This is a genomic window from Paraburkholderia sp. MM5477-R1 (assembly GCF_050436385.1).
Lineage (GTDB): Bacteria > Pseudomonadota > Gammaproteobacteria > Burkholderiales > Burkholderiaceae > Paraburkholderia > Paraburkholderia tuberum.
Map to the genome: position 1 here is coordinate 1 of NZ_JBNDMC010000007.1, position 21,985 is coordinate 21,985.

At 61.0% G+C, this 21,985-nt stretch carries 12 protein-coding genes, 2 tRNA genes, 3 rRNA genes and 1 pseudogene; 15 read left to right on the top strand and 3 right to left on the bottom strand.

All coding sequences use genetic code 11. The features are described from left to right. Nucleotides 1-126: 126 nt before the first annotated feature. The 5 genes from OKW35_RS28805 (at nucleotide 127) to rrf (ending at nucleotide 5,509) form a co-directional block, all read left to right on the top strand. A 16S ribosomal RNA gene (locus OKW35_RS28805) occupies nucleotides 127-1,659 on the top strand. A 75-nt stretch (nucleotides 1,660-1,734) separates the two neighbouring features. After that, nucleotides 1,735-1,811: transfer RNA gene (locus OKW35_RS28810), tRNA-Ile, on the top strand. A gap of 53 nt (nucleotides 1,812-1,864) precedes the next feature. After that, nucleotides 1,865-1,940: transfer RNA gene (locus OKW35_RS28815), tRNA-Ala, on the top strand. 346 nt (nucleotides 1,941-2,286) lie between these two features. Further along, a 23S ribosomal RNA gene (locus OKW35_RS28820) occupies nucleotides 2,287-5,168 on the top strand. A 227-nt stretch (nucleotides 5,169-5,395) separates the two neighbouring features. Beyond that, a 5S ribosomal RNA gene (rrf, locus tag OKW35_RS28825) occupies nucleotides 5,396-5,509 on the top strand. The 16S, 23S and 5S rRNA genes sit together here with 2 tRNA genes alongside, the layout of an rRNA operon. A gap of 119 nt (nucleotides 5,510-5,628) precedes the next feature. On the opposite strand, the pseudogene OKW35_RS28830 reads toward rrf, so the two are convergent. After that, nucleotides 5,629-6,104: pseudogene (locus OKW35_RS28830) on the bottom strand (transposase); the annotation flags it as partial. A gap of 102 nt (nucleotides 6,105-6,206) precedes the next feature. Continuing rightward, nucleotides 6,207-7,403: a M20 aminoacylase family protein gene (locus tag OKW35_RS28835; protein ID WP_184022853.1), complete on the bottom strand. Its 1,197-nt coding sequence runs from the start codon at nucleotides 7,401-7,403 to the stop codon at nucleotides 6,207-6,209. Nucleotides 7,404-7,590: 187 nt separating this feature from the next. On the opposite strand from OKW35_RS28835, the gene OKW35_RS28840 reads away from it, so the two are divergent. Then, a complete protein-coding gene (locus OKW35_RS28840) occupies nucleotides 7,591-9,669 on the top strand; it encodes a molybdopterin-containing oxidoreductase family protein (RefSeq protein ID WP_429553881.1) in 2,079 nt (692 codons plus the stop codon). A gap of 147 nt (nucleotides 9,670-9,816) precedes the next feature. Beyond that, nucleotides 9,817-11,490 (top strand): long-chain fatty acid--CoA ligase, encoded by a 1,674-nt coding sequence (locus OKW35_RS28845; protein WP_429408232.1) that lies wholly within the window; start codon nucleotides 9,817-9,819, stop codon nucleotides 11,488-11,490. 127 nt (nucleotides 11,491-11,617) lie between these two features. Here OKW35_RS28845 and OKW35_RS28850 read toward each other — a convergent pair whose 3' ends face one another. Next, complete coding sequence (locus tag OKW35_RS28850) at nucleotides 11,618-12,814, bottom strand: porin (protein ID WP_184058591.1); 1,197 nt, start codon at nucleotides 12,812-12,814, stop codon at nucleotides 11,618-11,620. Between the two features lie 304 nt (nucleotides 12,815-13,118). On the opposite strand from OKW35_RS28850, the gene coq7 reads away from it, so the two are divergent. From coq7 to mraY, 8 genes are all read left to right on the top strand, one after another. Beyond that, entirely contained in the window at nucleotides 13,119-13,757 is a 639-nt protein-coding gene (coq7, locus tag OKW35_RS28855; protein ID WP_429490280.1) for a 2-polyprenyl-3-methyl-6-methoxy-1,4-benzoquinone monooxygenase, read from the top strand. A 457-nt stretch (nucleotides 13,758-14,214) separates the two neighbouring features. Further along, the gene (gene mraZ / locus OKW35_RS28860) at nucleotides 14,215-14,643 is read left to right on the top strand and encodes a division/cell wall cluster transcriptional repressor MraZ (protein WP_013090620.1); all 429 of its coding nucleotides are present in this window, start codon (nucleotides 14,215-14,217) and stop codon (nucleotides 14,641-14,643) included. A 15-nt stretch (nucleotides 14,644-14,658) separates the two neighbouring features. Then, nucleotides 14,659-15,612 carry a 16S rRNA (cytosine(1402)-N(4))-methyltransferase RsmH gene (gene rsmH / locus OKW35_RS28865; protein ID WP_184058589.1) on the top strand — a complete coding sequence of 318 codons (954 nt, stop codon included), beginning with the start codon at nucleotides 14,659-14,661 and terminating at the stop codon, nucleotides 15,610-15,612. After that, the gene (gene ftsL / locus OKW35_RS28870) at nucleotides 15,609-15,959 is read left to right on the top strand and encodes a cell division protein FtsL (protein WP_090801975.1); all 351 of its coding nucleotides are present in this window, start codon (nucleotides 15,609-15,611) and stop codon (nucleotides 15,957-15,959) included. The genes rsmH and ftsL overlap by 4 nt, the downstream gene beginning before the upstream one ends. After that, a complete protein-coding gene (locus OKW35_RS28875; RefSeq protein WP_429553882.1) occupies nucleotides 15,956-17,821 on the top strand; it encodes a peptidoglycan D,D-transpeptidase FtsI family protein in 1,866 nt (621 codons plus the stop codon). Before ftsL ends, OKW35_RS28875 begins: the two co-directional genes overlap by 4 nt. Beyond that, the gene (locus OKW35_RS28880) at nucleotides 17,818-19,380 is read left to right on the top strand and encodes a UDP-N-acetylmuramoyl-L-alanyl-D-glutamate--2,6-diaminopimelate ligase (protein WP_429553883.1); all 1,563 of its coding nucleotides are present in this window, start codon (nucleotides 17,818-17,820) and stop codon (nucleotides 19,378-19,380) included. Before OKW35_RS28875 ends, OKW35_RS28880 begins: the two co-directional genes overlap by 4 nt. After that, complete coding sequence (locus tag OKW35_RS28885) at nucleotides 19,377-20,789, top strand: UDP-N-acetylmuramoyl-tripeptide--D-alanyl-D-alanine ligase (RefSeq protein ID WP_429553884.1); 1,413 nt, start codon at nucleotides 19,377-19,379, stop codon at nucleotides 20,787-20,789. Before OKW35_RS28880 ends, OKW35_RS28885 begins: the two co-directional genes overlap by 4 nt. A gap of 17 nt (nucleotides 20,790-20,806) precedes the next feature. Beyond that, nucleotides 20,807-21,976 carry a phospho-N-acetylmuramoyl-pentapeptide-transferase gene (gene mraY / locus OKW35_RS28890; protein WP_184066915.1) on the top strand — a complete coding sequence of 390 codons (1,170 nt, stop codon included), beginning with the start codon at nucleotides 20,807-20,809 and terminating at the stop codon, nucleotides 21,974-21,976. The last annotated feature ends 9 nt before the right edge of the window (nucleotides 21,977-21,985 follow it).

Genomic DNA, 21,985 nt, shown 5'->3' on the forward strand with positions numbered 1-21,985 from the left:
GGCAGAAGTATCAGAAGCCTCACACAGTATTGGAGGAAGGTTTGTCTGTCGAAAGACGGATCAATCATCGTCAGTACGTTGAGTGAGCGACCGGGTTCGAGAGAGCCCGAACACAGTAACAGGTTTGAACTGAAGAGTTTGATCCTGGCTCAGATTGAACGCTGGCGGCATGCCTTACACATGCAAGTCGAACGGCAGCACGGACTTCGGTCTGGTGGCGAGTGGCGAACGGGTGAGTAATACATCGGAACGTGTCCTGGAGTGGGGGATAGCCCGGCGAAAGCCGGATTAATACCGCATACGCTCGGGAGAGGAAAGCGGGGGATCTTTCGGGACCTCGCGCTGCAGGGGCGGCCGATGGCAGATTAGGTAGTTGGTGGGGTAAAGGCCTACCAAGCCGACGATCTGTAGCTGGTCTGAGAGGACGACCAGCCACACTGGGACTGAGACACGGCCCAGACTCCTACGGGAGGCAGCAGTGGGGAATTTTGGACAATGGGCGCAAGCCTGATCCAGCAATGCCGCGTGTGTGAAGAAGGCCTTCGGGTTGTAAAGCACTTTTGTCCGGAAAGAAAACCTCGTGGCTAATATCCGTGAGGGATGACGGTACCGGAAGAATAAGCACCGGCTAACTACGTGCCAGCAGCCGCGGTAATACGTAGGGTGCGAGCGTTAATCGGAATTACTGGGCGTAAAGCGTGCGCAGGCGGTGCTGTAAGACCGATGTGAAATCCCCGGGCTTAACCTGGGAACTGCATTGGTGACTGCAGCGCTGGAGTATGGCAGAGGGGGGTGGAATTCCACGTGTAGCAGTGAAATGCGTAGAGATGTGGAGGAACACCGATGGCGAAGGCAGCCCCCTGGGCCAATACTGACGCTCATGCACGAAAGCGTGGGGAGCAAACAGGATTAGATACCCTGGTAGTCCACGCCCTAAACGATGTCAACTGGTTGTCGGGCCTTCATTGGCTTGGTAACGTAGCTAACGCGTGAAGTTGACCGCCTGGGGAGTACGGTCGCAAGATTAAAACTCAAAGGAATTGACGGGGACCCGCACAAGCGGTGGATGATGTGGATTAATTCGATGCAACGCGAAAAACCTTACCTACCCTTGACATGTATGGAATCCTGCCGAGAGGCGGGAGTGCCCGAAAGGGAGCCATAACACAGGTGCTGCATGGCTGTCGTCAGCTCGTGTCGTGAGATGTTGGGTTAAGTCCCGCAACGAGCGCAACCCTTGTCCCTAGTTGCTACGCAAGAGCACTCCAGGGAGACTGCCGGTGACAAACCGGAGGAAGGTGGGGATGACGTCAAGTCCTCATGGCCCTTATGGGTAGGGCTTCACACGTCATACAATGGTCGGAACAGAGGGTTGCCAAGCCGCGAGGTGGAGCCAATCCCAGAAAACCGATCGTAGTCCGGATCGCACTCTGCAACTCGGGTGCGTGAAGCTGGAATCGCTAGTAATCGCGGATCAGCATGCCGCGGTGAATACGTTCCCGGGTCTTGTACACACCGCCCGTCACACCATGGGAGTGGGTTTTACCAGAAGTGGCTAGTCTAACCGCAAGGAGGACGGTCACCACGGTAGGATTCATGACTGGGGTGAAGTCGTAACAAGGTAGCCGTATCGGAAGGTGCGGCTGGATCACCTCCTTTCCAGAGCTGTGCATTCATTGCACTCAAGTGCTCACGCTTATCGGCTGTGGTTAGAAGCAACGCAGGCAGGCTCAGGGGTCTGTAGCTCAGCCGGTTAGAGCACCGTCTTGATAAGGCGGGGGTCGATGGTTCGAATCCATCCAGACCCACCAGTGTCTTGTCTGGTGAGCTGAAGGGCTGGGGCCGCTGGACTATCTGTGGGACTGGGGGATTAGCTCAGCTGGGAGAGCACCTGCTTTGCAAGCAGGGGGTCGTCGGTTCGATCCCGTCATCCTCCACCAATCCTCAATGCGCAGGGTTCTGCATGAAGGCAGAGCGTTGCGCATTGGCGATTGAGCCAGTCAGAGCGGTATGAGGCACAGGCTTCATACCGGCTGCCGTTCTTTAACAATCAGGAAGAAGTAGTAAAGAGATTCACGAAAGCATACCTGGAGATGGGTGTGTGAGTAGGTGAATCAGGGTTGTGATTGTATCGATGTATTTTAAAGGTGATCGAAAGATTGCTTTGGAATACGGCGCAACACGAATACTCAACCTGTAGCGAGTGCGTCTATCCCCTCCGGGGATGGGGCCCACGTAAGCGCTAAAGCGCTAACGTGGGTCGACACAGAGACACACCCGTTATAGGGTCAAGCGAACAAGTGCATGTGGTGGATGCCTTGGCGATCACAGGCGATGAAGGACGCGGTAGCCTGCGAAAAGCTCCGGGGAGCTGGCAAACGAGCATTGATCCGGAGATGTCCGAATGGGGAAACCCACTCCTAATGGAGTATCCGTAGCTGAATCCATAGGCTGCGTGAGGCGAACGCGGTGAACTGAAACATCTAAGTAACCGCAGGAAAAGAAATCAACCGAGATTCCCAGAGTAGTGGCGAGCGAAATGGGATCAGCCGGTACACGTTATCTGTATTGTTAGTCGAACGCTCTGGAAAGTGCGGCCATAGCAGGTGATAGCCCTGTAGACGAAAACAGCATGGAAGAACTGGGTGTACGAGAAGTAGGGCGGGACACGTGAAATCCTGTCTGAAGATGGGGGGACCATCCTCCAAGGCTAAATACTCGTGATCGACCGATAGTGAACCAGTACCGTGAGGGAAAGGCGAAAAGAACCCCGGGAGGGGAGTGAAACAGATCCTGAAACCGCATGCATACAAACAGTCGGAGCCTCTGCGAAGGGGTGACGGCGTACCTTTTGTATAATGGGTCAGCGACTTACATTCAGTGGCGAGCTTAACCGATTAGGGCAGGCGTAGCGAAAGCGAGTCCGAACAGGGCGTCCAGTCGCTGGGTGTAGACCCGAAACCAGGTGATCTATCCATGGCCAGGTTGAAGGCACGGTAACACGTGCTGGAGGACCGAACCCACTAACGTTGAAAAGTTAGGGGATGAGCTGTGGATAGGGGTGAAAGGCTAAACAAACCTGGAAATAGCTGGTTCTCTCCGAAAACTATTTAGGTAGTGCCTCGTGTCTCACCTTCGGGGGTAGAGCACTGTCATGGTTGTGGGGTCCATTGCGGATTACTACGCCATAGCAAACTCCGAATACCGAAGAGTGCAATCACGGGAGACAGACATCGGGTGCTAACGTCCGGTGTCAAGAGGGAAACAACCCAGACCGCCAGCTAAGGTCCCCAAATATGGCTAAGTGGGAAACGAAGTGGGAAGGCTAAAACAGTCAGGAGGTTGGCTTAGAAGCAGCCACCCTTTAAAGAAAGCGTAATAGCTCACTGATCGAGTCGTCCTGCGCGGAAGATGTAACGGGGCTAAGCCATATACCGAAGCTGCGGATGCACAGTAATGTGCATGGTAGGAGAGCGTTCCGTAAGCCTGCGAAGGTGCACTGGAAAGTGTGCTGGAGGTATCGGAAGTGCGAATGCTGACATGAGTAGCGATAAAGGGGGTGAAAGGCCCCCTCGCCGTAAGCCCAAGGTTTCCTACGCAACGTTCATCGGCGTAGGGTGAGTCGGCCCCTAAGGCGAGGCAGAAATGCGTAGCTGATGGGAAGCAGATTAATATTTCTGCACCATTGTGAAATGCGATGGGGGGACGGATCGCGGAAGGTTGTCCGGGTGTTGGAAGTCCCGGTCCTTGCATTGGAGAAGGCGCTTTGGCAAATCCGGGCGCAGAATTCAAGGGTGCGAGGCGAGCCACTTCGGTGGCGAAGCAACTGGAAGGGGTTCCAGGAAAAGCCTCTAAGCTTCAGTTTCACAGTGACCGTACCGCAAACCGACACAGGTGGGCGAGATGAGTATTCTAAGGCGCTTGAGAGAACTCGGGAGAAGGAACTCGGCAAATTGGTACCGTAACTTCGGGATAAGGTACGCCCTCATAGCCTGACTGGCCTGCGCCAGAAGGGTGAAAGGGTTGCAATAAACTGGTGGCTGCGACTGTTTAATAAAAACACAGCACTCTGCAAACACGAAAGTGGACGTATAGGGTGTGACGCCTGCCCGGTGCCGGAAGATTAAATGATGGGGTGCAAGCTCCTGATTGAAGTCCCGGTAAACGGCGGCCGTAACTATAACGGTCCTAAGGTAGCGAAATTCCTTGTCGGGTAAGTTCCGACCTGCACGAATGGCGTAACGATGGCCACACTGTCTCCTCCCGAGACTCAGCGAAGTTGAAGTGTTTGTGATGATGCAATCTCCCCGCGGCTAGACGGAAAGACCCCATGAACCTTTACTGCAGCTTTGCATTGGACTTTGAACCGGTCTGTGTAGGATAGGTGGGAGGCTATGAAGTTGGGACGCCAGTCTCAATGGAGCCGTCCTTGAAATACCACCCTGATCTGTTTGAGGTTCTAACCTTGGCCCGTGATCCGGGTCGGGGACAGTGCATGGTAGGCAGTTTGACTGGGGCGGTCTCCTCCCAAAGTGTAACGGAGGAGTACGAAGGTACGCTAGGTACGGTCGGAAATCGTGCTGATAGTGCAATGGCATAAGCGTGCTTGACTGTGAGACTGACAAGTCGAACAGGTGCGAAAGCAGGTCATAGTGATCCGGTGGTTCTGTATGGAAGGGCCATCGCTCAACGGATAAAAGGTACTCTGGGGATAACAGGCTGATACCGCCCAAGAGTTCATATCGACGGCGGTGTTTGGCACCTCGATGTCGGCTCATCTCATCCTGGGGCTGTAGCCGGTCCCAAGGGTATGGCTGTTCGCCATTTAAAGAGGTACGTGAGCTGGGTTTAAAACGTCGTGAGACAGTTTGGTCCCTATCTGCCGTGGGCGCTGGATATTTGAAGGGGGCTGCTCCTAGTACGAGAGGACCGGAGTGGACGAACCTCTGGTGTACCGGTTGTCACGCCAGTGGCATCGCCGGGTAGCTATGTTCGGAAGAGATAACCGCTGAAAGCATCTAAGCGGGAAACTCGCCTTAAGATGAGATATCCCCGGGGCTTCGAGCCCCTTGAAGGGTCGTTCAAGACCAGGACGTTGATAGGTCAGGTGTGCACGTACAGTAATGTACTGAGCTAACTGATACTAATTGCCCGTAAGGCTTGATCCTATAACAGGTGTGTCTCGACCCGCGGTAGTGCTTCAGCACTTACGCGGGTCCGATCCCCGAAGGGGATTGGTGTGAACTCCCGCGGGAGCCAACAGAAACGCACGGTTGGGATTCAGTGTTGTGCCAGAAACAACACAACCCCCCACACTCGAATCCTTTACGCTTCTTCCCGATTGGCTGTGGCGCAACCGGTTGACTCCAGCCCTGCGACGCAGCAACCCGTCATGCCTGATGACCATAGCGAGTCGGCCCCACCCCTTCCCATCCCGAACAGGACCGTGAAACGACTCCACGCCGATGATAGTGCGGATTGCCCGTGTGAAAGTAGGTAATCGTCAGGCTCCCCCCAGTCAGAAACCCCACCCGCCGCGGTGGGGTTTTTGCGTTTACGCGGCCAAAATTAACAAACAGCATTGAAGCAAGCGACACCTCCGCCCGCCTCAACGCTCTTCAACTGGTTCTCCCGCTGCCGACGCAATATACCCCAGACCCGGCGATAACCATAGCTCGGCAGGTCAGTGACGGTCAGCCGTATTTCTTCGACCAGCCCGGCATCGTCCGTCTTCCTGGCGTGGGCCGGCCCCCGGCAATGAGGGGGAGCGCGCAATCCATTTTCGCGACTTCGCCACCTCCACCGCCTCACGGAGAATCTCGTTCTCCATTGTCTTTTTGCTGAGCAGTCGCTGGAGTTTCCTGATTTGCTTCAGCGCATCGCTCAGCTCCGACGCTGGTACGACTTCCTCGCCGGCACTGACAGCCGACAGGCTGCCATCCTGATACAGCTTGCGCCCAGTGAAACAGCTGGTTCGGATTCACGCCGTGCTGGCGTGCAACCATCGAGACCGACTTGCCCGGCTCGAAACTCTCTCTCACCATCGCCAACTTCTCTTCCGCTGACCACCGCCGCCGGCGTTCCGGTCCCATCAACACTTCCATCACTTCTTGTTTGTTGTTAGTCAAAAACACAGTCATATGCCTTCCCGCTATTTTAAGTGGGAAACTGTGTCCGGCGATTCAGGGGGCCGCTCCATCAACTCTCTACTTCCCTTGCGCCAGAAACTTCTGCGCCAGTCGGACCCAATACGTCGATCCCACCGGCAACAACTCGTCGTTAAAGTCATAACTCGCGTTGTGCAGCATACAAGGGCCCGCGCCGTGGCCCGCCTCGCGGTGGCCGCCATCGCCGTTGCCCAAAAACGCATAGCAACCCGGTTTCGCCAGCAGCATGAACGAAAAATCTTCGGCACCCATGGTCGGTTCAACCGCGTCATCGACATTTTCCGCGCCAACGATCTCTTTCATGACCGACGCCGCAAAACGCGCTTCCTCGCTGCTGTTGATCGTCGGGGGATAGTTCCGGTGGAATTGGATCTGAACGGAGCAATCGTATGCTTCGGCTGTACTGTGCGCGATCTTGCGCATGCGTGACTCGATCAGGTCGAGCGTTTCTGTAGTGAAGGTCCGAACGGTCCCCGCGATCCATGCGTCGTCCGGTACTACATTGACCGCATCGCCCGCATGTATCTGCGTTATCGACAATACCGCAGTATCCAGCGGCTTTTTGTTTCGCGTGATGATGCTTTGCAGCCCGTTGGCAATTTGCACCGCCGCAAAGACCGGATCACGGCCATTGTGCGGTAGCGCTGCATGCGAGCCGACGCCCTTGATTTCGATGCGAAATTCATTGCTCGACGCCATGATCGGGCCTTCGGTCACGCCGAAGTGGCCCGCCGGCATGCCCGGCCAGTTGTGAATGCCAAACACGGCGTCCACGGGGAATTTGTTGAACAAGCCGTCGTCCATCATAGCCTTCGCGCCGGCGCCGCCTTCTTCAGCCGGCTGGAAAATGAACACGATCGTGCCGTCGAAAGCACCATGTTTGGCCAGGTAGTGCGCGGCACCGAGCAGCATCGCCGTATGTCCGTCGTGCCCGCACGCATGCATCTTGCCGTCGTTCGTCGACCGATGATCGAAGCTGTTGAGCTCCTGGATCGGCAGCGCGTCCATGTCGGCTCGCAGACCAATCGCGCGCGAGCCGTTACCTCGTTTCAATACGCCGACCACGCCCGTCTTGCCGAAACCACGGTGGGTCTCGATGCCCCAGGACTCGAGCGAACGCGCGACGAGATCAGCAGTCGCCGTCTCTTCGTAGCGCAGCTCCGGGTGGGCATGGATGGTTCGTCGAAGGGTCTGGATTTCGCCGCGAGCGGCCTGAATTTCGGGGATGAGTTTCATGATGGAGTGATTATGCGTTTGTGCTTGACGAGCATGAGATCGCCGCGGACCACGTCGGCCCGGGCACTGCGGATGATTCATTCTACGCCGAAGGCATTTTTGGTGGCGCCGCCGAGGTCGGCGGCCTATAGACGTAATAAAATTCCACTTTGCGCGACCGCTTACTGCTCGCCAGGACACATTGCCGATGAACGCCCCGACCGAATTCGCGCGCGCCGTGTGCCCGCACGATTGCCCCGACACCTGCGCGATGCGCGTGACCATCGACAATGGACGGGCGATCAAGGTCGCCGGCGATCCCGACCATCCGCCGACTCAGGGCGTGCTGTGCACGAAGGTCAGTCGTTACGCGGAGCGTGTATACCATCCGAACCGATTGACGACGCCCATGAAGCGTGTCGGCCGCAAGGGCGAGGGCCGTTTCGAGCCAATCAACTGGGACGAAGCGTTCGACCTTGCCGCAAGCCGCCTCGGCGAGATTGTCCGTCGCGCGCCGGAAGCGATTCTGCCTTACAGCTACGCGGGCACGATGGGCTTGGTGCAGGGCGATAGCATCGCGCAACGCTTTTTCCACAAGCTCGGCGCATCGCAGCTGGATCGCGCGATTTGCGCGGCGGCCGGCGCTGCCGGCCTCAAATACACGTACGGCGCCGGCATCGGTATGCACACCGAGTTTTTCGCCGAGAGCGAGGTGATCCTGATCTGGGGAGCGAATCCGATCGCATCGAATCTGCATTTCTGGACGCGCGCGCAGGAAGCCAAACGTCGCGGCGCCCGGCTGATCGCAATCGATCCGTATCGCTCGCTGACCGCGGAGAAATGCCATCAACACATCGCGCTAAAGCCAGGCACAGACGGCGCTCTCGCGCTCGGCATCATGAACGTCCTGATTACCGAGAATCTGCTCGATCACGAGTACATTGCGGCGCACACGCTGGGCTTCGCCGACTTGAAGGTGCGTGCGCTCAGCTATCCATTGTCTCGGGTTAGTGAAATTTGTAGCGTCGAAGAAGAGGAAATCGCCGATCTTGCGCGACTTTACGCCAGCACGCGGAAAGCCGCGATTCGCTTGAACTACGGTCTGCAGCGGGTGCGTGGCGGCGGCAATGCAGTGCGCGCAATCGCGTGTCTGCCGTCGCTGACCGGCGCATGGCGCGAGCGCGCGGGCGGGGCGCTGCTGTCGTCGAGCGGTTGGGCACCGGTCGACTCGCACGCGTTGCAGCGTCCCGACCTGATGCCCGGTTGGCCGTCGAAGCCGAGCCGCGTGATCAATATGAATGCGATCGGCGACGCGTTGCTGCATCCGGGCGACGCGACGTTCGGCCCCAAGGTCGAGGCGATCGTGGTCTACAACTCGAATCCGGTCGCGGTCGCACCGGACTCCGAGCGCGTCGCGGCGGGTTTTGGGCGCGAGGATCTGTTCACGATCGTGCTCGAGCATTTCCAGACCGACACCGCGGATTATGCCGACCTGCTGTTGCCTGCCACGACGCAGCTCGAGCATCTCGACGTGCACAAGTCGTACGGTCACACGCACGTGATGGTCAACCTGCCCGCCATCGCGCCGTTCGGCGACGCACGGCCGAATACCGAGATCTTCCGCAGCCTCGCGCGCCGCATGGGCATGACGGAACCGGCGCTCTTCGACAGCGACGAAGCCGTCGCGCAAGCCGCATTTCGCTGGGACGACAAGACGCTGGACGGTGTCGACTGGCCGATGCTGAAGCAAGCCGGCTGGGCCCGTCTCAATGTGCCTGATGCGCCATTTGCCGACGGTGGTTTTCGCACGCCATCCGGCAAGTGCGAGTTCTACAGCGAGCGCCTTGCGCAACAGGGCCTCGACCCGCTGCCGGACTACCTGCCACCCTACGAATCGGCCGACGGCGCGCCCGAACTGGCGGCCCGCTATCCGCTCGCGATGATTTCACCGCCCGCGCGCAACTTCCTGAACAGCACCTTCGTGAACATCGAGAGTCTGCGCGCGACGGAAGGCGAGCCGCACCTGGACATCCACCCTGCCGACGCGCACGCGCGCGGCATCGGCGACGGCGATCAGGTGCGCATCTTCAACGACCGCGGCTCGATGCAAGCGCGTGCCCGCGTGACCGACCGGGCGCGCGAAGGCCTGGTCGTCGGGTTGTCGATCTGGTGGAAGAAGCTCGCGCCGGACGGCCGCAACGCGAACCAGTTGACGAGCCAGGCACTCACCGATCTCGGCGGTTCGGCGACGTTTTACGACTGTCTCGTCGACGTCGAGCGGGCCTGAAAGCCGCGCCGCAAATTGAAGCTGGCGCCCAGCCTCGCAAGTTCGAGGCTGCCGTCTAACCTCATCGCTTTGCCCATTGGCCGCAATATGCCCATGCTACGATGCGTTTTTAGCACGACCATTCGAAAATAATTCAGGAGACGCTGCATGGAGAAAATCTGGCTGAAATCTTATCCGCCCGGCGTTCCAGCAGAGATCGAGCCGACACGCTATTCGTCGGTGGCCGAGTTGCTCGAGGAAGCCTTTCGCGAACACCGCGCAAAGCCGGCGTTCGTGTGCATGGGCAAGCAGATCAGCTACGGTGAACTCGACGAGCTTTCGCGCAATCTTGCAGCGTGGCTGCAGTCGAAAGGGCTCACGCGCGGCTCGCGTGTCGCGATCATGATGCCGAACGTGCTGCAGTATCCAGTCGCGCTCGCCGCGATTCTGCGCGCGGGCTATGTGGTCGTGAATGTGAATCCGCTGTACACGCCGCGCGAACTCGAGCACCAACTGAAGGACAGCGGCACTGAGGCGATCATTCTGCTCGAGAATTTCGCGGGGACCTTGCAGGCAATCGTGCGCAATACGCCGGTCAAGCATGTGGTCGTCGCGGCGATGGGCGACCTGATGGGCATCAAAGGCCCGCTCGTGAACTTCGTCGTGCGCAAGGTCAAGAAGATGGTGCCGGCGTGGAGCCTGGCTGGGCACGTCAAGTTCAACGACACGGTCTCGGAGGGCGCACGTCTGACGTTCAAGCCGGTCCAGCAGGGGCCCGACGATATCGCGTTCCTGCAATACACTGGCGGCACCACCGGCGTGGCCAAGGGCGCGACGCTGCTGCACCGGAACCTGATCGCGAACGTGCTGCAGTCGGAGGTCTGGCTCAATCCGGTGCGCGCGAACCGCACGGATATCGATCAGTTCATTACGGTCGTCGCGTTGCCGCTGTATCACGTGTTCGCGCTGACCGTGTGCGGGCTGCTGACGATCCGCACCGGCGGTCTCGGCGTGCTGATTCCGAATCCGCGCGATATCCCCGGCATGATCAAGTCGCTCGAGGGGTATGCGATCACGACGATTCCCGCGGTCAACACGCTCTACAACGCGATGTTGAACAGCCCCGACTTCCACAAGCTCGACTTCTCGAAGCTGCTGACCGCGAACGGCGGCGGCATGGCGGTGCAGGAGGCGGTCGCGAAGCGCTGGTTCGAGCTGACGCGCACGCCGATCGTCGAGGGCTACGGGCTGTCGGAAACGTCGCCGTGCGTGACCTGCAATCCCGTCACCGCCACCGAATACAACGGCACGATCGGCCTGCCGCTGCCGTCGACCGAAGTCTCGATCCGCGACGACGAAGGCAACGAAGTGCCGCCCGGCCAGTCCGGCGAGATCTGCATCCGCGGCCCGCAGGTGATGGCGGGCTACTGGAACAGGCCCGACGAAACCGCCAAGGTGATGACGGCGGACGGCTTCTTTAAATCAGGCGACGTCGGCATCATGGGCGCGGACGGCTTTGTGAAGATCGTCGATCGCAAGAAGGACATGATTCTGGTGTCCGGCTTCAACGTGTATCCGAACGAAGTCGAGGACGTCGTCGCAAAGCTGCCGGGTGTGTTCGAAGTCGCGGCGGTGGGTGTACCGGATCAGCATTCCGGCGAGGCAGTGAAGCTGTTCGTCGTGAAAAAGGATCCGTCGCTGACCGACGAACAGATCTTCGCATACTGCAAAACGCAACTGACCGGCTACAAGCGGCCGAAGGTCGTCGAATTCCGCACCGAGTTGCCGAAGAGCAATGTCGGCAAGATCCTGCGCCGCGAGTTGCGCGACGGCAGGGCTTAAGCGAGCGAAAAACAAAAGCCCGGCGCACGAAAGTGCGCCGGGCTTTTTGTTGCCCGTACAAAAATCCGCGCATAAAAAAAGGCGCCCGAAGGCGCCTTTGAGACAAACTGCGTTTTTTTACGACTTATTAGAACTTGTGACGGATACCGATGCGAGCCGTGAACTGGTTGCTGCTCGTCGAACCGGTCAGGCCGTTGATGCCTGCCGTTGCTGCGACCACCTGACCCGTTGCGTTGACCGTGTCGCCCAAAGCGTGCTGGTACACGCCGACCAGGTAAACGTCGGTACGCTTGGACAGGAAGTAGTCCACGCCCAGCGCGCCTTGGTGGTACTGAGCACGCGAGTTGCCTTCGATCTGCGTGCCGCGCGTGTAGTCATACGCTGCGCCGACCAGCAGTGCCGGGGTCAACTGATACTTGAAGTTGATTTCGCCGTTGTTGAACGTTGCCTTCTGGCCAGTGAACGGCGACGCGAACGTCTTGCCGAGGTTGCCGAACTGGATGTTCGAATACGTCAGGCCGATGGTTGCCGCGCCGAACGTGTATGCACCGCCCGCGCCGACGACCTGGTACGTGTTGGCCGATGCGAAGCCTGCGTAGATCGGGGTCGTGACTGCGAAGTTAGCTGCAGTAGTACCCACGGCCGGCGTATTCGTTGCGATCGTGCCGCCGTTGTTGAACAGACCGCCCGAAGCTGCCGGCGTACGCGCGTTCAAATAACCCAAGCCCAATTGCAGCGGACCGTTGTTATAGCCAGCGCCCAACGACCAGATCTGGTTGTGCGTGAAGTCACCGGCGACGCCGCCGAAGCTATACGTGCCGCCGAACGTCAGGCCGTTGTAGTTGTTGCTGGTGAACTTGACCGTGTTGTTGGTGCGATACGCGTTGTTGAAGTTGTCGATATCGCCCGGGTGAGCGGCGATGTAGCCGCCCCACTGATCACCCGATTCGAACGGACCCACGTAGTCGACGACGGAGTCGTACTGACGACCCAGCGTGACCGTGCCGAACTGGCTCGACAGACCGACATATGCCTGACGACCGAACATCAGGCCGCCTTGACCGAGCTTGCCGTTGGTCACGTCAAAGCCGTTTTCCAACACGAACAGGGCCTTCAGACCGCCGCCCAGATCTTCAGTGCCACGCAGGCCGAAACGCGAGCCTTGCAGGACGCCGCTGGACATGTTGTACAGATGCTTACCGCCCGAGTTGGTGTTCATGTTGATACCAACGTCAACGATGCCGTACAGGGTCACGCTGCTCTGCGCATGAGCGACGCCTGCGAATGCGCCCAGTGCTGCGAGAGCGAGAAGCGACTTTTTCATCGAATGATCTCCAAGGAATACGAATCTTTTGTACAAGGCGAAATATTTAGTTGGTGCTGAAGGCCTTGCTGTCCAACTTCGCGAGAAGTTGCCACGTAATGTAACAAAAGGCATACATGGAACAAAGAAAAAGGAGTCGCTCCGGAAGGCCGCTGTTTCGTTTACGCAACATGGTCTAGAATCGCAAATTAACCGCCCATTTCATGCGGATTGGTGCCTGTCGGGCCACCGGTTTCGCGTCGCGAGGCCTTGTCGCACGGACCTTCCGGAACGATGCGGCGGTTATCGAATCAGGGAGCGCTTTATGTTGCTGGACGAGTTGATTGGCGAGTTTGATCGGGGTTTACGCTCACTGACGGGGGTCTCGCGGATGAGCCGTCCGCTGCCGCTTCCGCAGGCTTGCGCGGCGACGGCCGAAGCTCCCGAACTCTCGCCCGCGGAGCGCGCGCATGCGGCGGGTTTGATGCGTGTGAACCACGTCGGCGAAGTGTGCGCGCAGGCGCTTTACCAAGCGCAGAAACTCGCCACCGACTCACCTTCATTGCGCGCCATGTTCGATCACGCCGCGTCGGAAGAAGAGGATCATCTGGCGTGGACCGCCAAACGCCTCCAGGCGCTCGACTCGCGTCCGAGTCTGCTCAATCCGCTGTGGTACACCGGCGCGCTCGCGATCGGTCTCGCCGCGGGGCGTCTCGGCGATCGCGTGAGTCTTGGCTTCATGGCCGAAACGGAGCGCCAGGTCGAGCAGCATCTCGACAGTCATCTCGATCAGCTCCCCGCCGCGGACCATGAATCGCGCGCGATCGTCGAGCAGATGCGCGTCGATGAAGCGCAGCACGGCAAGGCCGCGATGGACGCGGGCGGCATCGAGTTGCCGTTTCCTGCACGCGCGTTGATGCGTGCGATGTCGAAGGTGATGACGCGCACCGCCTATTACATATGAGCGTTTCACCCGCTTCGCTTCGCTAACCGGAGCACCGCACGTATCGCCTCAGCCATCGCTGAACGCATTTTCGCAAGCGAGACGGCGCCGCGGGCCCCGTTCGTCGTCGGTCCGGGCGACGCCGCTTTTTTCCCTTTCAGAATCCCTTGACGATCTCTTTCAATTCGCGCTGTTTCCTCGCACTTTTCACGTATCACCTTCACAAGTTGCACTAGCCCTTTCATTTATAACGGTTTTCTGTTTTATGCTGGACGTGAAGGAGTCGCGCTAAGTCCTTGTTCTAGCAAACAAAATCCGCTCGAAAAGCGCGGCGCTCCCTTGACCCGTGTTTAGCGTTCCTCTAAAGTGGGAGACAGTGTGAGAAAGTGTATTTTTGTGTGTTCTCGGCACCACTTTCGGGTAGATTTTCACGGACCGGGCGGGCGGCGCAAACAGCGCCGCAATAGGGGAGAGCGAAGTGTTCCAAGGGGCGTCGGCGCTGACGCTCGATGCGAAAGGGCGGATGTCGATTCCCTCTCGTTATCGGGATGCGCTGCAAACACAGGCAGAGGGCCGGGTGACGATCACCAAGCACCCGGACGGCTGCCTGTTGCTCTTTCCGCGCCCCGAATGGGAAATCTTCCGTGACAAGGTCGACAAGCTGCCCATGAACGCCGCCTGGTGGAAACGCATTTTTCTCGGCAATGCAATGGATGTGGATATGGACGGCGCAGGCCGTGTGCTCGTGTCGCCGGAGTTGCGAGCGGCTGGCTCGCTGGAGAAAGAAGTGACCTTGCTCGGCATGGGCCGCCATTTCGAGCTGTGGGATGCACAGATCTACGCCGCGAAGGAACAGGCGGCGATCGCCGAGGGCATGCCCGACGCGTTGAAAGATTTCACGTTCTGATCGCGGCTCATTTATATGGCTTCTGCGATGGGAAACGAATTGCAGCATCGCACGGTGCTGTTGAACGAAGCGGTCGATGCGCTGGTCACGCGCGCCGACGGCACGTATGTGGACGGCACGTTCGGCCGTGGCGGCCATAGCCGCCTCGTGCTGGAACGGCTCGGTGAAGCAGGGCGGCTGATCGCGTTCGATAAAGATCCGCTCGCGATCGCGACGGCGCAGAAGATCGCCGATCCGCGCTTTGCCATCGTCCACGAGAGTTTTGCTTCACTGCGCGCCGCGATGGCGGAGCGCGGGGTAGGGCGTGTGTCGGGGGTGTTGCTGGATCTGGGCGTGTCGTCGCCGCAAGTCGACGATCCGGAGCGGGGCTTCAGCTTCCGCGCCGACGGCCCGCTCGACATGCGGATGGACCCGACGCGCGGCGAGTCCGCCGCTGACTGGCTCGCGCGGGCCACGGTGCAGGAATTGACGGAGGTGATACGAGATTATGGGGAAGAACGGTTTGCTTTTCAGATTGCAAAGGCGCTTGTTGCTCGCCGGGCAGAGTCCGACCGTCTTGGGCCTCTCGTCAGCACGGGCGAGCTTGCCCAAATCGTGGCTAACGTCGTCAAAACCCGTGAGAAGGGCAAGGACCCGGCAACCCGCACCTTTCAGGCTATACGGATTCACGTCAATCAAGAGCTTGCGGAGCTGCAAGTCGTTCTAGACGCAGCGTTGTCGTTGTTGGAGCAAGGGGGGCGGCTGGTGGTCATCAGCTTTCATTCGCTCGAGGACCGGATCGTCAAGCGATTCATGCAGGCGCACGCGAGCGCGCCGGCGGTGGATCGCCGTCTGCCGATCCGCGCGGTCGACCTGCCGAGCCCTCCGCTCAAGATCATCGGCCGCGTCTTCGCGAGCGACGCTGAGGTCGCCGGCAACCCGCGCGCCCGTTCTGCCGTGATGCGGGTGGCGGAGCGGATCGCGCCATGAACCGCCTCAATATTTTCCTGCTGATCATCGTGATGGGTTGTGCCTTGTCGGTCGTCAACGCGACCAATCAGCAGCGTCAGATCTTTATTCAGCTGCAGCGCGCGCAGTCGCAGGAGCGTCAGCTGCAGCAGGACTATTCGCAGCTTCAATATCAGCAGAGCGCGCTGTCCAAAACGTCGCGCATCGAGCAGCTCGCCACCGCCTCGCTGAAGATGCAATCGGTCACCACCGGCCGCACCCAGTACCTGACGCTCGCACCGGGCGCCGCGACGGCGATCGACGCACCCATTCCGACTTCCGCGCCGGCCTCGGCGCCGGTCGCGACCCGTCGCGGAGCCACGCGATGAAAAAATCGTCGGCCCACAAGAGCGTTGCGTTTTCGGCCAATCCGATTCTGTCGGTGCGCCTGCCGATGTGGCGCTCGAAGCTCGTCGTGTTCCTGCTGTTCATGGCGTTCGTCGCGCTCGCCGCGCGCGCGTTCTGGATTCAGGGCCCGGGCAACGCGTTCTATCTGAAGCAGGGCGAGATCCGCTATCAGCGCCGCATCGACATGCCGGCCACGCGCGGCAAGATTCTCGACCGCAACGGTCTCGTGCTCGCCACGAGTCTGCCGGTGCGCGCAATCTGGGCGATTCCCGAATCGGTGCCCGACGACCTCGGCGCCGACAAGCTCGACGCGCTCGGCAAACTGCTCGGCATGACCACTAGGGAATTGCGCTCGAAGCTGTCGGAAGACAAGACCTTCGTCTACGTGAAGCGCCAGGTGCCGGTCGACGTCGCAGAAAAAGTCGCGGCGCTCGACATCCCCGGCATTTACTCGCGCGACGAGTACAAGCGCTTCTATCCGGAAGGCGAGATCACCGCTCACCTGATCGGCTTCACGAACGTCGAGGACGAGGGCCAGGAAGGCGTCGAGCTCGGCGACCAGAAGCTGCTCGCGGGCATGTCGGGCAGCCGTCGCGTGATCAAGGACCGGATGGGCCACATCATCGAGGACGTCGACGAACAGGTCGTGCCGCACAACGGCAAGGACGTCGATCTGTCGATCGACAGCAAGATCCAGTACATCGCCTATACGAACCTGAAAGCGGCCGTCGAGAAATTCAAGGCGAAGGCCGGCGCGGCGATGGTGATCGACGTGCGCACCGGCGAAGTGCTCGCGCTCGTCAATTACCCGACCTACAACCCGAACGACCGCTCGCACCTGACCGGCGACCAGTTGCGCAACCGCATCCTGACCGACACGTTCGAGCCGGGTTCGATCATGAAGCCGTTCACGGTGTCGCTCGCGCTCGATCTGCACCGGGTGACGCCGACTACACTGGTAGATACGGGCAACGGCCACTTCGTACTCGACGGCGCGCCGATTACCGACGACAGCGGCTTCGGCGTGCTGACGGTCGGCGGCGTGATCCAGAAGTCGAGCAACATCGGCGCGACCAAAATCGCGATGCAGTTGCGGCCCGAAGAGATGTGGAACATGTACACCAGCATCGGTCTCGGCCAGGCACCGAAGGTCGGCTTTCCGGGCGCGGCGGCGGGCCGTCTGCGTCCGTGGAAGAGCTGGCGCCGTATCGAGCAGGCGACGATGTCGTACGGCTATGGCCTGTCGGTGTCGCTGTTCCAGCTCGGCCGCGCGTACACCGCGATCGCGCACGACGGCGAAATCATGCCGGTGACGATTTTCCACACGCCGGGCGACCCGCCGGCCACCGGTCCGCAGATCTTCTCGCCGACCACCGCGCGTGAAGTGCGCGCGATGCTCGAAACCGTGGTGTCGCCGCAAGGCACGTCGCCGGATGCGGCGGTGCCCGGCTATCGCGTCGGCGGCAAGAGCGGTACCGCATACAAGCACGGTCCGCACGGCTACGACCACTCCAAATATCGCGCCTCGTTCGTCGGTATGGCGCCGATGCCGAATCCGCGCATCGTCGTTGCGGTGTCGGTCGACGAGCCGACGGCCGGTAGCCACTTCGGCGGCCAGGTGTCGGGCCCGGTGTTTTCGGGCATCGCCGGGGATACGCTGCGCGCGCTGAACGTGCCGCCCGACATGCCCGTCAAGCAGATGGTCGTGTCCGACGATTCGGCGCCGCCCGCGCCCGGCGCGCCTGCCACGCCGCCCGTGGTGAAGAAGCTGTCGGCGAGCCCCGGCGTGAAGAAGATGACCATTTCCGCCACCCCGAAAAATCATCCAGGAGTCGAGCGATGAGCGCGCTGCGCGAGCAACATCCAGCGCACCGGCAGATCGCCGACGCCCTCGCCTGGCTGCACGCGCACGTGCAGCCAGGCGCGCATCTGCACGCCGACACGCGCTCGCTCGCGGCCGGCGACGCGTTCTTCGCGTACGCGGTCGATGGCGCGGACAACCGCGCATTCATCGACGCGGCCATCAAGCGCGGTGCGGCCGCCGTGCTCGTGCAACCCGAAGGTTTCAGCGGCACGCTCGACACGGCCGCCGCACATGCGGTGCCGGCGTTGAACGAACTCGCCGGCACGATCGCGAGCGCGTGGTATCGCGATCCGAGCGACGCGATGCTCGCGGTCGGCATCACCGGCACGAACGGCAAGACCTCGTGCAGCCAGTGGGTCGCCGCGGCGCTGTCCGCGCGCGGCATGCGCTGCGCGATCGTCGGCACGCTCGGCACAGGGCTCGTCGGCCAACTCGTGCACACCGGCTTCACGACGCCCGACGCACCGCAATTGCAACGCAGCCTCGCGCAATTGCGCGACGCGGGCGCGCAGGCGGTGGCGATGGAAGTGTCGTCGCATGCGCTGCACCAGGGGCGCGTGAACGGCACCGCTTTCGACATCGCGGTGTTCACGAACCTGACGCAGGACCATCTCGACTATCACGGCACGTTCGAGGCCTATGAAGCCGCCAAGGTGCGTCTGTTCGCTTGGCCCGAGCTGCGCGCGGCCGTGATCAATCGCGACGATGCCGCCGGCCGGCGTTTGCTCGCGAGCACGCGTAGTCACGCGCGCACGATCGCGTATGGCATCGAGGGCGAGCATGGCGACGCCAACGCTGACGGCACACCGCAAGCCGACGCGTGGCTCACTGCATCGAACGTGCGTGCCACCGCTACCGGCACCGCGTTTCATCTGAGCACCTCGGACTGGGGCAACGCCGAAGTCGAAGTGCAAACGCTCGGCCTCTTCAATGTCGGCAATCTGCTCGCGGTGCTCGGCGTGCTGCTCGCCGCCGACGTGCCGTTCGACGCGGCGCTCGCCGAACTCGCGAAGCTCGAACCGGTGAACGGCCGCATGCAGCGTCTGGGCGGCCGTCTGCAGAACGACGAGCCACTCGTCGTGATCGACTACGCGCACACACCCGATGCGCTCGAAAAGACGCTCGAAGCACTGCGGCCGATCGCGACCGCGCGCGGCGGCGAACTCGTCTGCATGTTCGGCTGCGGCGGCGACCGCGATGCGACCAAGCGTCCGCTGATGGGCGCGATCGCCGAGCGGCTGGCGGACGACGTCGTCGTGACGAGCGACAACCCGCGCAGCGAGGATCCGCTCGCGATCATCGAGCAAATTGCCGCGGGCATGCAGGAAGCGTCGAAGGCGCGCCGCATCGAGGACCGCGCGAGCGCGATCCTGCAGGCAATCCGCGGCGCCGCGCGCGAAGACGTGATCGTGCTGGCCGGCAAGGGGCACGAAGCCACACAGGAAATCATGGGCAAGAAACGCGCTTTCTCCGATCAGGACCACGCCCGCCTCGCACTCGCCGCGCGCGCCACACAAACACGCGGAGGTGGCGAATGAACATGTTCTCGCTACGTGCAGCCGCCGCGCAGATCCCCGGCGCGAGCGTCACCGGCGACGACAGCGTGCGCTTCGAGCGCGTGTCGACCGACAGCCGCAGCGCCGGCCCCGGCGATCTGTTCATCGCGATCAAGGGCGACCGTTTCGACGCGCACGACTTCCTGCCGCAAGTGGCCGAGCGCAACGTCGCGGCGGTGCTCGTCGCGCGCACGCCGGATAGCTGGAGCGTGCCCGCGATCCGCGTCGCCGATACGCGCGAAGCGCTCGGCGCGCTCGCGCGCGGCTGGCGTCGTCAGTTCGACCTGCCGCTCGTCGCGGTCACGGGCAGCAACGGCAAGACCACGGTCAAGGAAATGATCGCCTCGATCTTCGCGGCCGCGGTCGGCGCGGATGCGCGTCTCGCGACCGCGGGCAATTTCAACAACGACATCGGCCTTCCGCTCACGCTTTTCCGTCTGCATGCCGCGCATCGGCTCGCGGTGGTCGAACTCGGCATGAACCATCCGGGCGAAACTGAACAGCTCGCGAAGCTTGCCGAGCCGACGGTTGCCGTCGTCAACAACGCGCAGCGCGAGCACCAGGAATTCATGGCGACCGTCGAGGCGGTCGCGCTCGAACACGCGAGCGTGATTCACGTGCTGTCGCCGGAAGGCACGGCGGTATTCCCCGCCGACGACGCATACGCGAGCATCTGGCGCGTCGCCGCGACCGGCAGTCGCATCATCGATTTCGCGTTGAACAGCGCGGAGCGCACGACCGAAGCCGCGGTGAAGGGCAGGTTCGACGGCAAGCGTTTGAATATCGACACGCCGCAAGGCCATCTCGACGTCACGCTGCAGGTGCTCGGCAATCACAACGCGCACAACGCGCTCGCGGCGGCCTCGGCGGCGTTGGCAGCGGGCGTGTCGCTCGACGCGATCCAGCGCGGCCTCGAATCGTTCGGCGCGGTGAAGGGCCGTCTGCAGGTCAAGCAGGCCGTGCTCGGCACGCTCGCGGGCGCAACCGTGATCGACGACACCTACAACGCGAATCCCGATTCGATGCGCGCCGCGATCGACGTGCTCGCGTCACGTGAATCGCCGCGTGTGCTCGTGATGGGCGACATGGGCGAAGTCGGCGACAACGGCCCGACGTTTCACCGCGAAATCGGCGCGTATGCGAAAGAGAGCGGTATCGACGCGCTGTATGCGATGGGCGACGCCTCGCGCGACGCCTGCACCGCATACGGCGCGGGCGCGCACCACGTCGCCGATGTCGGCGCACTGGTCGGGCAACTGCAGCAGGCCGGCTTCGGCGCTGCCGCAACGCTTCTCGTGAAAGGCTCGCGCTTCATGCAGATGGAGCGCGTGGTGGACGCCGTTACGAGTCCACAACCCAACGCCGCGGGCACGACGCCCGCTGCACATTGAAATAGAAGGATCCAGGCATGCTACTGGCGCTGGCGCAATGGCTGCAGAATGACGCAAGCTTCTTGCGCGTGTTCAGTTATCTGACGTTTCGCGCGGTGATGGCGACCATCACCGCGTTGTTGATCGGGCTCGTCTGCGGCCCGGCGGTCATTCGCAAGCTGACCGCGATGAAGGTCGGCCAGGCCGTTCGCAAGGACGGACCGCAAACTCACCTCGTCAAATCGGGCACGCCGACGATGGGCGGCGTGCTGATCCTGCTCGGCATCGCCGTGGCCACGCTGCTGTGGGCCGATCTGACCAACCGCTTCATCTGGATCGTGATGCTCGTCACGTTCGGCTTCGGCGTGATCGGCTGGGTCGACGATTACCGCAAGGTCGTCTACAAGGACCCACGCGGCATGTCGTCGCGCGAGAAGTATTTCTGGCAATCGGTGATCGGCCTGTTCGCGGCGGTTTATCTCGCGTTCAGCGTGTCCGAGGCGAGCAACGTGCGCGTGTTCGACCTGTTCATGGCGTGGGTGCGCAGCGGTCTGTCGATGGGCCTGCCCGCGCGCGCCGACCTGCTGTTGCCGTTCTTCAAGTCGATGACCTATCCGCTCGGCGTGTGGGGCTTCATCGTGTTGACGTATCTGGTGATCGTCGGCGCGAGCAACGCGGTGAATTTGACCGACGGCCTCGACGGCCTCGTGATCATGCCGGTCGTGCTGGTCGGCGCGTCGCTCGGCGTGTTCGCGTACGTGATGGGCAGCTCGGTCTACTCGAAATACCTGCTGTTCCCGCACATCCCCGGCGCGGGCGAATTGCTGATCTTCTGTTCGGCGATGGGCGGCGCGGGTCTTGCGTTTCTTTGGTTCAACACGCACCCGGCGCAGATGTTCATGGGCGACGTCGGCGCGCTCGCGCTCGGCGGCGCGCTCGGCACGGTCGCGGTGATCGTGCGTCAGGAAATCGTGCTGTTCATCATGGGCGGCATTTTCGTCGCGGAAACGCTGTCGGTGATGTTGCAGGTCACGTGGTTCAAATACACGAAGCGCCGTTACGGCGAAGGGCGGCGGTTCTTCAAGATGGCACCGCTGCATCACCATTTCGAATTGTCGGGCTGGAAGGAAACGCAGGTGGTCGTGCGTTTCTGGATCATCACGTTGATGTTGTGCCTGTTCGGTTTGTCCACGCTCAAATTGCGTTAAGCAGCAGTA